Origin of the sequence: Gordonia sp. SID5947 (genome assembly GCF_009862785.1) — a bacterium.
Lineage (GTDB): Bacteria > Actinomycetota > Actinomycetes > Mycobacteriales > Mycobacteriaceae > Gordonia.
The window spans coordinates 1035166-1049312 of record NZ_WWHU01000001.1; the positions used below are offsets into that span (position 1 = coordinate 1035166).

Consider the following 14147-nt stretch of genomic DNA (forward strand, 5'->3'; position numbering starts at 1 on the left):
GCGGCGGACCACCTGTTTTTTCCACCGACCGCTCTATCGCCATTCTCCGCGACCATTACGGTGAGGACCGTGAGCGAACCCACACCGACACATATGTCCTCAGACCTGACCGGCAAGTCCGCAGTGGTGACCGGAGCGAGCCGGGGAATCGGCCTCGCCATCGCCACCGAACTGGCTCGACGTGGCGCTGCAGTGGTGATCACCGGCCGCAAGCCGGAACCGCTGGAGGAGGCTGCTGAGCAGATTCGCGCGGCGGTGGCCGGAGCGACGGTCACCGCGACGCCCGGCAACACCGGTGACGAAACTCACCGTGCCGACGCGGTCGCCGCGGCCGTCGCGCAGGGCGGGATCGACATCCTCGTCAACAACACCGGGATCAACCCGATCTTCGGTCCCCTGATGGACGCGGACCTGGGAGCGTTCCGCAAAATCTTCGACACCAATGTGGTGGCCGCGCTCGGTTTCATCCAAGAGGCATATCGGGCAGGCATGCGCGACAGCGGCGGCGCGGTGGTGAACATCTCGTCGGTCGCGGGGATCCGGTCGACCGGCGTGATCGCCGCGTACGGGGCGTCGAAGGCCGCGTTGATCCGGTTGACCGCTGAACTCGCCTGGGAGCTCGGGTCGAACAACATCCGGGTCAACGCGATCGCCCCGGCAATCGTGAAGACACGGTTCGCCAGCGACCTCATCGCGGGTGACAACGAGGCCCGCGCAGTCAAGGGCTACCCGCTGGGGCGCCTCGGGGACCCCGAGGACATCGCCCGCGCAGCAGCTTTCCTGGCCTCCGACGAGGCGGCATGGATCACCGGCGAAACACTCAACGTGGACGGTGGCCTGCTCTCCACCGGGTCGATGTGAGCGAGCCGGTGGTGTGCGAGCCGGCAATGAACACACCGGGATGACCGGGTCCTCATGACCGATTCGGTCACGGATGTCGTGGTGGTCGGCGCGGGACCCGCGGGTCGTGCGCTGACACATCGGCTCCTTCGGCACGGCGTGGAGGTCACTCTCGTCGATCCGCACACGGACAGACCGTGGCTGCCCACCTACGCATGCTGGTCCGATGAGATCCCGTCATGGATTCCCGGCGAAACCGTTTCCGCTCGAGCAGATTCGGTCGAGATGCGCACACCCGAGGCAGTCCGCGTCGAACGCGGCTACACCGTGCTCGACAACCCGGCCCTGCGCCGGGCCCTCGACATCGGGGGCGCCCGGATCGTTGCCGAGCCGGCCACCACGGTGGCCGACGATCACGTGGTCACGGAGTCGGGCACGATTCGGGCGGCGAGGATCGTCGACGCCCGCGGCACGACCGGCCGTGGACCACGGCAGACCGCATGGGGTGTGGTGGTGCCGTATGCGCAGGCGCAACCCGTCCTGCAGGGTGCCGACGCCGTCCTGATGGACTGGAGCGCGGTGACACCCGACGACGGCCTCGACATCGCATCGTTTCTGTACGCGGTGCCACTCGACGACGAGCGGTTCCTGCTGGAGGAGACCTGCCTCGCGGGAGAACCGCCGCTGTCGATCAGACAACTCCGTTCCCGACTCGAGCGGCGACTGGGGTCAGCGACCGTCGCGTCTGCATCGGAGACCGAATCTGTCTCCTTTGCCCTGTTCGGGGAACCGGCGCCGTGGCGGACCCGGCCTCTGCCGTTCGGCTCCCGGGGCGGTCTGCTGCATCCGGCCACGGGCTACAGCGTGGCCGACTCGTTGACCGCTGCGGAGGCGTTCGCTCAGGCGGTGGCCACCGGACGCGACCCCCGATCGGCTGTGTGGACGGCTCGGGCACGTACCGTGTACCGACTCAGATCGGTCGGTCTGCGTGCACTTCTGTCCCTCGACGCTGCGCACACCCGCCAGTTCTTCGCGACGTTCGCTGGCCTGCCTGTCGAGCGCCAGCGTGCCTATCTGTCCGGCCGCGACGATCTGGCCGGGACGCTGCAGGCGATGGCGACGCTCTTCGCCCAGAGCGACCATGCCACGCGCCTGTCCCTCATGCGTGCGCTGGCGCGCCGCTGAACGTGTCAGCGGCGCTGCTGGCGCGTGACGGGTGCGAACGCGTCCGCCTCGTCCTCGACATGGTCGCGATTGGTGACCGGGTAGTCGGCGGAATCGTCTTCGGCGTCATCGGGTTCGACCTCGATGGACTGTTCGATCAGATCGCCGTCATCGGCGGCCGGGATCGCATCGTTGACGGTCATCGCGCACCTCTTTCGAAACTGGCGTTGGTCCGTACACATCCAGCCTAACAACGTCTCCGGGTCTGTCGACCGTCCTCGCCCCCCGGGTTCACCGCGCTACCGCGCGCGCAGTGCCCACCATTGCCGCACGAGTTCGTCGACGTCGACGGTATGAGCCGTGATCAGCGTCGGGAGGCCGGCGCGCGAGCCCAGGTGGGCCTCGCGCACTCGGCGGTTGAAGTCTGTGAGGATCTCACGCACCGCACTCTCATCGGCGATGCTGCGCAATGATCCGGGAAAGCCCTGTGCTTCTTTGCGGAGTTGCAGCGGCATCGGCAAGAGCGCCGACGAATCGAGGTTCTCGTCGCGGATCTTGCGTTTGACCCACCAATCGGGATCGTCGGCGTCACTGAGGTCCAGCGGCCTCCCCATGCCGGGGAGGTTGTCGAACTCACCACGTTCGGTTGCTTCGCGGATCATCTTCTCCACCCGGGACTCGTAGCGCGGCGGCTGCCATCGCCGGACACGCCGAGATCTGCTCTCGGACGAGGGCCGATCGTCGCTCGCCTCGGACATCAGACGGTACCGACGAACTAGACCGTGAACCCCAGGGCCCGTAGCTGTTCGCGCCCGTCGTCGGTGATCTTGTCCGGGCCCCACGGCGGGATCCACACCCAGTTGATCTCCATGTCGGTACACAACCCGCTGCTCACCAGAGCGGCCCGCGACTGATCCTCGATCACATCGGTGAGCGGACAGGCCGCCGAGGTCAGCGTCATGTCGATCTTGGCGACTGCCTCCTCGGTGACCTCGATCCCGTACACGAGACCCAGGTCGACCACGTTGATGCCGAGTTCGGGATCGACGACGTCACGCATCGCCTCCTCGACGTCCTCGAGTTGAGGCAGCGACGTCGTCGGTGCCTCCGGGGCTGCGGTTGTTTCGTCACTCATACCGACTCCACTTCTGAAGGTTCATCTCTGTCGACTGTCTGGGACAACGCGTCCTTGAAGGCCATCCATCCCAACAACGCGCACTTCACGCGGGCCGGGTATTTGCTGACGCCGGCAAACGCGACACCGTCGCCGATGACATCCTCATCGCCCTCGTCCGTACCGCGCGAGGTCATCATCGCGTTGAAGGCGTCCACGGTGGCAAGCGCATCGTCGATCCGCCGGCCGACGATCTGATCGTGCAGCACCGACGTCGACGCCTGCGAGATCGAACAGCCCTGCCCGTCGAACGAGATGTCGTCGACCGTCGACCCGTCCACAGAGAGTGCCACCCGGAGGGTCAACTCGTCACCACAGGTCGGATTCACGTGGTGAACCTCGGCGCCGAACGGCTCGCGCAGCCCACGCCCGTGCGGGTGCTTGTAATGGTCCAGGATCACCTCCTGGTACATCTGCTCCATCCGCATCAGCGATCACGTCCCGTCGTCGCGCCGGCCTCCACAACGCCGAAGAAGTTCTGCGCCTTGACGATCGCATCCGCGAGCACATCGACCTCGGACACCGTGTTGTACGCAGCGAACGATGCGCGTGCGGTCGCGGCCACGCCGAAACGCTTGTGCAACGGCCAGGCGCAGTGATGGCCGACCCGGATCGCAACACCTTCGTCGTCGAGGATCTGACCGAGATCGTGCGCGTGAATCCCGTCGACGAGGAACGAGACGGCACCGCCGCGGTCCTCGGCTGTGGCCGGGCCGACGATACGCAGCCCGTCGATCGCGGAAAGTCGCTCGAGCGCGTACGCGGTGAGCTGATGCTCATGTGCTGCAACCACGTCCATGCCGATCGCGGTGAGATAATCGACCGCGGCACCCAGACCGACGACCTGCGATGTCATCGGCACGCCCGCCTCGAAACGTTGTGGCGGCGGCGCGTAGGTGGACACCTCCATCGACACGGTCCCGATCATGGAACCACCGGTGATGAACGGCGGCAACGCATCCAGCAGTTCGGCCCGGCCGTAGAGAACACCGACGCCGGACGGCCCGAACATCTTGTGACCCGAGAAAGCGGCGAAGTCGACATCCAGAGCCGCGAAATCGACCGGTGCATGCGGAACCGACTGGCACGCGTCCAAGACGACCAGTGCACCCACCTGCCGCGCACGACGAACGATCTCGTCCACATCGGCGACCGCGCCCGTGACGTTGGACTGATGGCTGAACGACACCACCTTGACGGTCTCGTCGAGAGTGAGCGAATCGAGATCGATGCGGCCGTCGTCGGTGACGCCGAACCACTTCAGCGTGGCGCCGGTCCGACGACAGAGTTCCTGCCACGGGACCAGATTCGCGTGGTGCTCGAGTTCGGTGATCACCACGGTGTCACCAGGCCCCAGAGACCGTCCGCCCAGCACCGCTGCCGATCGGTCATCCCCCAGCGTGTAGGTGACCAGGTTGAGGGCCTCGGTCGCGTTCTTGGTGAACACGAGCGTCTCCGGCGTCGCACCGACGAAGTCGGCGATCGTCGCCCGCGCGCCCTCGTAGGCGTCGGTCGCCTCCTCGGCGAGCTGATGAGCGCCTCGGTGCACGGCGGCGTTGTGCGTCGTCAGGAACGCACGTTCGGCGTCGAGCACCTGGACCGGCCGTTGCGACGTCGCGCCGGAATCCAGGTAGACCAGCGGTTTGTCGTCGCGGACTGTTCGCGACAGGATCGGGAAGTCCGCGCGCAGTCGTTCGACATCCAGTGTCGGCGCAACGGTTTCGGGAGAGAGCGTCATGACGGTACCTCCTTCACCGGGTGGGGTTCAGCCGGCCGCAGCCGCCGACGTGAAGCGCACGTAACCGTTCTCTTCGAGTTCGTCGGCGAGTTCGGGTCCGCCCGACTCGACGACCTGCCCGTTGACGAACACATGGACGAAGTCCGGCTGGATGTAGCGCAGGATGCGGGTGTAATGCGTGATCAGCAGGACGCCACCGTGCTCGCGCTCCTTGTAGCGGTTCACTCCCTCGCTGACGACGCGGAGGGCGTCGACGTCGAGGCCGGAGTCGGTCTCGTCGAGGATGGCGATGCGAGGCTTGAGCAGGTCGAGCTGCAGGATCTCGTGACGCTTCTTCTCGCCGCCGGAGAACCCTTCGTTGACGCTGCGTTCACCGAACGACGGATCGATCTCCAACGCCGTCATGGCCTCCTTGGTCTCCTTGACCCAGTGGCGCAGTTTCGGCGCCTCGCCACGTACCGATGTCACGGCAGTGCGCAGGAAGTTCGACATGGAGACGCCGGGCACCTCGACCGGGTACTGCATGGCGAGAAACAGCCCGGCGCGGGCGCGCTCGTCGACACTCATCTCGAGGACGTCTTCACCATCGAGGCTGATGGAGCCCTGGGTCACCTGATACTTCGGGTGGCCGGCGATCGCGTACGACAGGGTGGACTTGCCGGAGCCGTTGGGGCCCATGATGGCGTGGGTCTCACCCGACGACACGGTCAGGTTCACACCCTTGAGGATGTGGATCGGTTCGGCGTCGGTGTCGCTCTGCGCGACGTCGACGTGCAGGTCACGGATTTCCAGTGTGGTCACGGTAGTTTGTGTTCCTTGATGCTCGTGGATGTGGCTGTGCTCGTGAGCCGGCTCAGGCGCCGGCGATCTCGAGCTCGTGTTCGATGGCGGTCTCGAGCCGTTCACGGATGTCGGGCACGGAGATCTTCGCGATGATCTCGCGGAAGAACCCACGGATGACCAGACGGCGTGCCTGATCTTCCGGGATGCCGCGGGCCTGGAGGTAGAACAGCTGCTCGTCGTCGAACCGTCCGGTCGCGCTGGCGTGGCCTGCGCCGACGATCTCGCCGGTCTCGATCTCCAGGTTCGGCACCGAGTCGGCACGCGCGTTGTCGGTGAGGACGAGATTGCGGTTGAGCTCGAACGTGTCGGTCCCCTCGGCCTCCGGACGGATCAGCACGTCGCCGATCCAGACCGTGTGGGCTTCTCGGGTCCGGTCACCGCTCAGGTCTCCCTGCAGCGCGCCCTTGTAGACCACATTCGAGCGGCAGTGCGGCTGGCTGTGGTCGACCAGCAGGCGCTGCTCGAGATGCTGGCCCGCGTCGGCGAAATACAGGCCCCACAACTCGACGTCTCCGCCAGGCGCGTCGTAGTGCACGACCGGAGACAGCCGAACGAGGTTGCCGCCGAGGCTGATCGCGAAGTGCCGAACCACGGCGTCACGCCCGACCCGCACGTGATGCGCGGCCACATGGACCGCATCATCCGCCCAGTCGTGCACGTTCACCACGGTCAGTGCCGCGCTGTCGCCGACAACGAACTCGATGTTCTCGGCGTAGGTGCCACTGCCCTTCTGGTCGAGCACGACCACGGCACGCGAGAACGCCTCGAGACGGATCTGGAGGTGCCCGAAGGCGACCTCCCCCTCTCCCGGGCCGGTGACCTCGACGACGACCGGCTCGGTCAGCTCGACCTCACGGCCGACGGTCACCACGGTGGCGTCGGTGAAGGACGAGAATGCCTGGGCGGCCACCCGGTCGAACGGGACACCACCATCGCCGAGACGTTTGTCGTCGCGACCGACGGTTTCCACCGTCACGCCGTCTGTGGCGCCGGAGATCTCGAACACCGGATCCGCGGTGCGCTGCGCGGAACCGTCGTGCAGTCCACGCAGTCGGCGGAACGGGGTGAACCGCCACACCTCCTCACGGGGACTGGGTACCTCGAAAGCCGCGACGTCGAAGGAGGTGAACATCTCCCCCTTGTTCACGGGGGCGATGTTAACGGGGGCCGCTTCGCCGCGGTCGGCGGCGCCCGCCGGAGTCGTCGACGTGGGCAATGTGGGATCTGCCATCAGCCGACGGCTCCTTCCATCTGCAGTTCGATGAGGCGGTTGAGTTCGAGCGCGTACTCCATGGGGAGTTCCTTGGCGATCGGCTCGACGAAGCCGCGCACCACCATGGCCATCGCCTCGTCTTCGGTCAGACCGCGGCTCATCAGATAGAAGAGCTGGTCGTCGCTGACCTTCGACACGGTGGCCTCGTGACCCATCGTCACGTCGTCCTCACGGATGTCGACGTAGGGGTAGGTGTCGCTGCGCGAGATCGTGTCGACCAGTAGCGCATCACATTTCACCGTCGAGCGGCTGCCATGTGCACCGTTGTTGACCTTGATCAACCCGCGGTACGACGCTCTACCGCCGCCACGCGCCACCGACTTGGAGACGATGTTGCTCGAGGTGTTGGGCGCGAGGTGCACCATCTTGGAACCGGTGTCCTGGTGCTGGCCGGGACCCGCGAACGCCACCGAGAGGACCTCGCCCTTGGCGTGTTCTCCGGTCAGCCAGACCGCCGGGTACTTCATCGTGACCTTGGACCCGATGTTGCCGTCGACCCATTCCATGGTCGCACCGGCCTCTGCCTTGGCGCGCTTGGTGACCAGGTTGTAGACGTTGTTCGACCAGTTCTGGATGGTCGTGTAGCGGCAGCGGCCACCCTTCTTGACGATGATCTCCACGACGGCGGAGTGCAGCGAGTCGGTCTTGTAGATCGGCGCTGTACAACCCTCGACGTAGTGCACGTAGGCACCCTCGTCGACGATGATCAGCGTGCGCTCGAACTGGCCCATGTTCTCGGTGTTGATCCGGAAGTAGGCCTGCAGCGGGATGTCGACGTGGACACCCGGCGGCACGTAGATGAACGAACCACCCGACCACACCGCGGTGTTCAGCGCGGAGAACTTGTTGTCACCCGCGGGGATGACCGAACCGAAGTACTCACGGAAGATCTCCGGGTGCTCCTTGAGAGCGGTGTCGGTGTCGAGGAAGAGCACGCCCTGCTTCTCGAGATCCTCACGGATCGAGTGGTAGACGACCTCGGACTCGTACTGTGCGGCGACACCGGACACCAGCCGCTGCTTCTCCGCCTCCGGGATGCCCAGCTTGTCGTAGGTGTTCTTGATGTCCTCGGGCAGATCATCCCAGGTGGCGGCCTGCTTCTCGCTCGAACGGACGAAGTACTTGATGTTGTCGAAGTCGATCCCGTCGAGGTCGCCGCCCCAATGCGGCATCGGCTTGCGGTCGAAGATCCGCAATGCCTTGAGCCGCTGCTCGAGCATCCACTCGGGCTCGCTCTTCTTGTCCGAGATGTCGGTGACGACCGCCTCGGAGATACCGCGCTGGGCGCTGGCGCCCGCCTCGTCGGAGTCGGCCCAGCCGTATCCGTAATTGCCCAGGGACGCGATCGTCTGCTCCTGGGTGAGGGGCGAGGGCTTGGCGGGTGTACCGGTGTCGGTCGCGGTTGGTTCGGTGACTGTCATCGCGAAGCCTTTCGACTCGTCTTCATCGGGTGAGCAGATGCCGGCTGTGCATCGCTCGCTGTCGTCTGAACGGTGGTCCCGGACTGGGCCGTGACCCCTTCCGGAGGAGGGTGCAGTGGAACATGGGTGGTGCAGGCACAATCGCCGTTCGCGATCGTCGCGAGCCGCTGCACATGCGTGCCGAGCAGTTCGGTGAAGACCGCGGTCTCGGCCTCGCACAGCTCCGGGAACTCCGTGGCCACATGGGCGACCGGACAATGATGCTGGCAGATCTGCATCCCGGTGCCGACCTCGCGGGTGTTGGCCGCGAATCCGGCGCTGGTCAGCGCGTCGGCGATGTCGTTGACGGTGGTGGCGACCGAGCCGGACTCGCCCGCGGGCACCACGTTCGCGACGATCTCCTCGACCCGGTCCCGGGCGAACGCCTCGACCGCGGACTCGCCGCCGACGGCCCGCAGTCGGCGCATCGCTGCACCGGCCAGATCGTCGTATGCGTGACGCAGCTTGCCCCGGCCGGTCGCAGTGAGCTGGAACCACTTGGCGGGACGCCCACGGCCACGTCGTCCGAATCCCGACGACGAGGTCTCCACGTCGCCCACCTCGGCGAGGGCGTCGAGGTGGCGACGGACGCCGGCGGCACTGATGCCGAGTCGATCGGCGATCTCGCTCGCGGTCAGCGGACCGTCTTCGACCAGCAGCGAGATCACGGCAGCGCGTGTCTGTCCATCGTGATGGCCGACATTCGTGGTTGCCCCATCCGAGGGGCTGGCAGGCGCGCCCTTGGGCAGCGCTGTATCGCTCCTCATGGTTTTCACAACACAAGTGTGTCGTAATTGCTTCCCGCATGCCAGCAAGGCTGCCCTTACCGGGCCGCAGCGGCGACTCACGTGTGGCGTGGCAGCCCAGCGCCGGCGGGGCACTAGAGTCGTCGGCGTGCCAGAAACCACAGTGCCGCGGAGTCGGGGCCGCGCGCTGCCGCGATGGGCTCGCTCTCCGGCGCAAGCCCTGCGTCGGAGCGGCGATTATCTGGGGCTGAGCCGGAGCCGGTCCACGACCACCGCGACCGACGCCGACGATGCCATCGACCGTCGCGGCGATTATGGCAAGGCCGTCGCACGTCTTCACGACGACGAGCGTGAGGTCGGTCCCCTCAACGCGGCCGAGAACAGACGCCTCGGGCGGATCAAGCTGTTCGGTGCGACCGGCTCGGTCCTCCTGCTCATCGGCTCACTCGGCACGGGTGCCGTCCCCGTGCTGCAGAACCCGGTGGCCGGCATGCGGGTGCTGTCCCTCCCCTCGCGGATGTGGAGTACCGCACTCACCCTGTCCATCGGCGGCACCATCATGCTTGTCGTCGCCTGGTTGTTGATCGGCCGTTTCGCCGTCGGACGGTTCAGCGTCGAGGTTCGCCACGGCCGCAGCCCGGAACGGCGGATGACCCGCCAGCAGGCCGACCGCACCCTCATGCTGTGGATCGCGCCGATCGTCGTCGCGCCGCCACTGCTGTCGAAGGACATCTACTCCTATCTCGCCCAGAGCGCCATCGCTTTCCGGGGGATGGATCCGTACGTGGTCAGTCCGGTCCGCGGACTCGGAGTCGATCACGTGCTGACCCGGTCGGTGCCCAATCTCTGGCGGGACACCCCCGCTCCCTACGGTCCGCTGTTCCTGTGGATCGGAAAGGGCATCACCGCCGTCACCGGCGACAACATCACCGCGGCCATCTTCTTGCACCGGCTGGTGGCACTGGTCGGCATCGGCCTGATCGTCTGGGCGCTGCCGCGCCTGGCCCGTCGCTGCGGGGTGTCGTCGGTGGCCGCGCTCTGGCTGGGCGCGATGAATCCGCTGCTGATCCTGCATCTGGTGGGCGGCATACACAACGAGGCCCTGATGCTCGGCATGATGCTGGTCGGCCTCGAGCTCTGTTTCCGTGCGATCTATGGCGGGGATCGGCTGCGCAGATCATCCTCCTGGTGGCCGAGTGCCGCCGGCTGGACACTCATCGCCGGTGCCGCGGTGATCTCGGCGTCGGCGATGGTCAAGGTGACGTCGCTGCTGGCGCTCGGTTTCGTCGGGATCGCACTTGCCCAACGCTGGGGTGCCATCCTCCCCGCCTTACGCAACGCACCCATCGACCAGTGGTGGGAACGATCGCGCCGGAGCATCGCGGCGCTCGCTGCCTCCGCCACGTTCTATGCGGGCGTGCTGATCGTCGTCATGGTGGGGATCTGTGTCGGCACGGGTCTCGGTTTCGGCTGGACCAGCACACTGTCCACCGGCGACGTGGTGCGGTCGTGGATGTCGATGCCGACGCTGCTGTCGGTGACGACGGGGCGCATCGGGCTGGCCTTGGGTCTCGGGGATCAGACCCAGGCGATCCTCGAGGTGGGACGGCCGCTCGGTCAGCTCGTGGCCGCGGTCTTCATCGTGCGATGGATGCTGGCATGCCTCGGCGGGCGGCTGCATCCGCTCGGGGCCCTGGGTGTGTCAATGGCCACAGTCGTCGTCTTCTTTCCGTTCGTCCAGGCCTGGTATCTCTTGTGGGCGGTGATCCCGCTGGCGGCCTGGGCGACCCGCCCGTGGTTCCGCCTGACCACCATCGCGGTCTCGGCGATCATCGCGATCGTGGTGATGCCGACGAGCTCCAACACCAGCGGAGTCGTACTGGCCCAAGGACTCCTGGCCGGGGTGATCATGGTCGCGGTGATGACCGCATTGTTCTTCGAGGACCTACCCGTGCACCGGTGGTGGCGGGGTCGCCGGGGACGTGAACCGGTCCGCGAGGACGCCGACGCGGGCTGAGGAGACAACGGACGTGGCACTTCGGCGTTTTTGGGACGACGACGCCGAACGAATAGTCTGGCCCATGTGCGCGGCACGACGATCCGACAGCGGTACCACGGTGATGATCGACGACCTGATCATCGACCGGACGATGGCCGCACGGTGAGCACGGGTCGCGCGGACGGACCCGCGCTCAGCGTCACCGGCCTGGTCAAGCGCTACGGCGACCGGACCGCCGTCGACGAACTGGACCTCGAACTCGAATCCGGCACCATCCTCGCGCTGTTGGGCCCGAACGGTGCGGGAAAGACCACCACGGTGGAGATCTGCGAGGGGTTCCTCGCAGCCGACGCCGGGCGCGTGGAGGTACTCGGACTCGATCCCGTCGCCGACAACGACGCCCTGCGCCGACGCATCGGCGTGATGCTCCAGGGCGGCGGCGCCTACCCGGGCGCCCGGGCCGAGGAGATGCTCCGGCTCTGCGCCGCCTACAGCGCCGACCCGATCGATCCGGCGTGGTTGCTCGATGCGATGGGACTGACCGACTGTGCCCGGACGTCCTTCCGACGACTCTCGGGCGGACAGCAGCAACGCCTGTCGCTGGCCTGCGCAATCGTCGGCCGACCCGATCTCGTGTTCCTCGACGAGCCCACCGCGGGTCTCGACGCACATGCTCGGATCATGGTGTGGGAGTTGATCGATCGACTTCGGGACGACGGGGTGTCGGTGCTGTTGACCACCCATCTGATGGATGAGGCCGAGGAACTCGCCGACCAGGTGGTGATCATCGACAGCGGCCGGGTCGTCGCATCCGGCACACCGAAGGACCTGACGCGCCGGGGAGCCGAGAACGAGCTCCGGTTCTCCGCGCCCCGTGGCCTGGATCTGACGACCCTCGGGCGTGCGCTACCCGAGGACTACAGCTGCTCCGAGACCGCACCCGGTTCCTACCTCGTACGAGGACCCGTCACGCCGCAGATCCTCGCCACGGTCACCGCCTGGTGCGCGACGATCGACGTCCTCGCGACCGATCTCCGGGTCGAGACCCGCACTCTTTCGGATGTCTTCCTCGACCTCACCGGACGGGCCCTGCGATCATGACGACCACCGCCAACCGATTCGCCGTCGGTACCTTCGCACCGCGGCCTCGCCCCGCATCGTTGCCCGCGATCCTCACCGCGCAGTCGAAGATGGAACTCACGCTGCTGCTACGGAACGGCGAGCAGCTCCTGCTGACCATGTTCATCCCGCTCACACTGTTGATCGGTTTGTGTCTTCTGCCGGTCGACACAGGTCTCGGATCGACCCCGGCCGAACGTGCCGCCACCTTCGTGCCGGCGATCATGACCGTCGCGGTGATGTCCACCGCGTTCACCGGGCAAGCCATCGCCCTCGGCTTCGATCGTCGGTACGGCGCGCTCAAACGGCTTGGCGCCACACCCATCCCGCGATGGGGGATCATCGCCGGGAAATCGATCGCAGTGGTGATCGTGGTCGCTCTGCAGGCCCTGATCATCGGTGCCATCGGCCTGGCGTTCGGTTGGCGGCCCTCGCTGGTCGGACTTGCGCTCGGCGTGGTCGTCATCGGGTTCGGCACCGTGACGTTCTCGGCGCTCGGACTCCTCCTCGGCGGGACGTTGAAAGCCGAGGTCGTGTTGGCGCTCGCCAATCTGCTCTGGTTCGCGCTGGTCGGTGTCGGCAGCCTCGTGGTGATGGGTGACCGCGTACCGGCGGCCGCGCATTGGATCGCGCGATGCGTCCCATCCGGAGCGCTGACCGAGGCGCTCGATCAGGCGACCCACGGCTCGGTGGATTTCTTCGGCATAGGTGTGTTGCTGGCATGGGCGGTAGGTGCCGCCGTGCTCGCGGTGAGGTGGTTTCGGTTCCAATGACAATTCCCAAGACATCGCCGACGCCGAGTCCGTCGCAGGAAACGGCGTCCGCGGCGGGACCGGCGCAGACCGGCTCGGGGCGTTTCGCCCGCGTGCCCGGATTCGGCCGTCCGACGGCCCGCTTCGTGTACTGGTGGGCGGTCGCCCTCCTCGTCGCCAATGTCGGGATCGTCGCCACCGGAGGCGCCGTCCGCCTGACCGGTTCGGGTCTCGGATGCCCCACCTGGCCCCGGTGTACCGACGACTCGTTCGTGCCCCATCAGGCCCTCGGTGTGCACGGTGTCATCGAGTTCGGCAACCGCATGCTGACATGGGTCCTCACGATCGTCGCGATCGCGACGTGGATGGCGGTGTTGCGCTACGTGCGCTCCGCCCGCCGCGACAAATGGCTGGTCACCCTGCTCGCCCTGGGCATCCCGTTCCAGGGTGTGATCGGTGGGATCACCGTGTTGACCAAGCTCAACCCGTGGGTCGTGTCGCTGCACTTCGTGCTCTCGATGGTCCTGGTGTCGGGCGCGACCGTGCTCGTGTTCCGGATGCGGCCGAATGCTCCGCCACCGGCGCCGGCCGAGCCCGGGACCCGAGTGGGCCGCAGCCTCGCCTGGCTGCAGTACCTGGCGACCTGGGCGGCCGTCTATCTGGGCACGGTCGTGACCGGTTCCGGCCCGCACGCCGGTGACACCGAGGCACCGCGCAACGGGCTCGCCCCGGATCAGGCCACCCAGCTGCACGCCGATGCGGTATTCGTACTGATCGGCCTCGCCATCGCCGTCACGGTCTTCACCAGGGCGCTGAGACTGCCGCAGCAGCGGACGGCCTACACGTTCCTGGGGGTGATCGCACTGCAGGGCATCCTCGGAGTGGTCCAGTACAACACCGGACTACCCATCGCACTGGTGATCGCGCACATGACCGTCAGCGCTGTACTGCTGATCGTCGCGACCTGGATGATCCTGCAGTTCGGTACGCGAACCGTCACCGACGACGAGCCCGCCGCGGCCGTCTGACGACCGCGGTG

At 66.7% G+C, this 14147-nt stretch carries 16 protein-coding genes; 7 read left to right on the forward strand and 9 right to left on the reverse strand.

Translation table 11 applies throughout. The features are described 5' to 3' along the window. Positions 1-93 precede the first annotated feature (93 nt). Both GTV32_RS04800 and GTV32_RS04805 read left to right on the forward strand, forming a co-directional pair. Positions 94-861, forward strand: a complete 768-nt coding sequence (locus GTV32_RS04800) for an SDR family oxidoreductase (RefSeq protein WP_161062347.1) — start codon at positions 94-96, stop codon at positions 859-861. Positions 862-915: 54 nt separating this feature from the next. After that, on the forward strand, positions 916-2025 hold the full coding sequence (locus GTV32_RS04805) for a lycopene cyclase family protein (protein WP_161059160.1): 1110 nt from the start codon (positions 916-918) through the stop codon (positions 2023-2025). A 5-nt stretch (positions 2026-2030) separates the two neighbouring features. Here the strand turns inward: GTV32_RS04805 and GTV32_RS04810 are convergent, their stop codons facing one another. From GTV32_RS04810 to GTV32_RS04850, 9 genes are all read right to left on the reverse strand, one after another. Next, on the reverse strand, positions 2031-2207 hold the full coding sequence (locus tag GTV32_RS04810) for a hypothetical protein (RefSeq protein ID WP_161059161.1): 177 nt from the start codon (positions 2205-2207) through the stop codon (positions 2031-2033). Between the two features lie 96 nt (positions 2208-2303). Beyond that, on the reverse strand, positions 2304-2666 hold the full coding sequence (locus GTV32_RS04815; protein WP_202422141.1) for a DUF1992 domain-containing protein: 363 nt from the start codon (positions 2664-2666) through the stop codon (positions 2304-2306). A gap of 113 nt (positions 2667-2779) precedes the next feature. Further along, positions 2780-3139, reverse strand: a complete 360-nt coding sequence (locus GTV32_RS04820; protein WP_161059163.1) for a metal-sulfur cluster assembly factor — start codon at positions 3137-3139, stop codon at positions 2780-2782. Next, positions 3136-3606 (reverse strand): Fe-S cluster assembly sulfur transfer protein SufU, encoded by a 471-nt coding sequence (gene sufU, locus GTV32_RS04825; protein WP_161059164.1) that lies wholly within the window; start codon positions 3604-3606, stop codon positions 3136-3138. The genes GTV32_RS04820 and sufU overlap by 4 nt, the downstream gene beginning before the upstream one ends. Further along, positions 3606-4916, reverse strand: a complete 1311-nt coding sequence (locus GTV32_RS04830) for a cysteine desulfurase (RefSeq protein WP_161059165.1) — start codon at positions 4914-4916, stop codon at positions 3606-3608. The genes sufU and GTV32_RS04830 overlap by 1 nt, the downstream gene beginning before the upstream one ends. Positions 4917-4943: 27 nt before the next feature. Next, positions 4944-5717, reverse strand: a complete 774-nt coding sequence (gene sufC, locus GTV32_RS04835) for a Fe-S cluster assembly ATPase SufC (RefSeq protein ID WP_161059166.1) — start codon at positions 5715-5717, stop codon at positions 4944-4946. A gap of 52 nt (positions 5718-5769) precedes the next feature. Continuing rightward, positions 5770-6990, reverse strand: coding sequence for a Fe-S cluster assembly protein SufD (gene sufD / locus GTV32_RS04840; protein ID WP_161059167.1), 1221 nt, complete (start codon positions 6988-6990; stop codon positions 5770-5772). Then, positions 6990-8453 (reverse strand): Fe-S cluster assembly protein SufB, encoded by a 1464-nt coding sequence (gene sufB / locus GTV32_RS04845; protein ID WP_161059168.1) that lies wholly within the window; start codon positions 8451-8453, stop codon positions 6990-6992. Before sufB ends, sufD begins: the two co-directional genes overlap by 1 nt. Then, entirely contained in the window at positions 8450-9259 is an 810-nt protein-coding gene (locus GTV32_RS04850) for a metalloregulator ArsR/SmtB family transcription factor (protein WP_202421623.1), read from the reverse strand. Before GTV32_RS04850 ends, sufB begins: the two co-directional genes overlap by 4 nt. Positions 9260-9485: 226 nt before the next feature. On the opposite strand from GTV32_RS04850, the gene mptB reads away from it, so the two are divergent. Genes mptB through GTV32_RS04870 form a run of 5 tightly spaced genes read left to right on the forward strand, consistent with a single transcriptional unit; the run spans position 9486 to position 14136 of the window. Next, a complete protein-coding gene (gene mptB, locus GTV32_RS04855) occupies positions 9486-11255 on the forward strand; it encodes a polyprenol phosphomannose-dependent alpha 1,6 mannosyltransferase MptB (protein WP_237421701.1) in 1770 nt (589 codons plus the stop codon). A gap of 13 nt (positions 11256-11268) precedes the next feature. After that, a complete protein-coding gene (locus tag GTV32_RS23780; protein WP_272918224.1) occupies positions 11269-11403 on the forward strand; it encodes a hypothetical protein in 135 nt (44 codons plus the stop codon). Continuing rightward, positions 11400-12338: an ABC transporter ATP-binding protein gene (locus GTV32_RS04860; protein ID WP_343287212.1), complete on the forward strand. Its 939-nt coding sequence runs from the start codon at positions 11400-11402 to the stop codon at positions 12336-12338. Before GTV32_RS23780 ends, GTV32_RS04860 begins: the two co-directional genes overlap by 4 nt. Then, positions 12335-13129, forward strand: a complete 795-nt coding sequence (locus tag GTV32_RS04865) for an ABC transporter permease (RefSeq protein ID WP_161059171.1) — start codon at positions 12335-12337, stop codon at positions 13127-13129. The genes GTV32_RS04860 and GTV32_RS04865 overlap by 4 nt, the downstream gene beginning before the upstream one ends. Next, complete coding sequence (locus GTV32_RS04870) at positions 13126-14136, forward strand: COX15/CtaA family protein (RefSeq protein WP_161059172.1); 1011 nt, start codon at positions 13126-13128, stop codon at positions 14134-14136. The genes GTV32_RS04865 and GTV32_RS04870 overlap by 4 nt, the downstream gene beginning before the upstream one ends. Positions 14137-14147 lie beyond the last annotated feature (11 nt).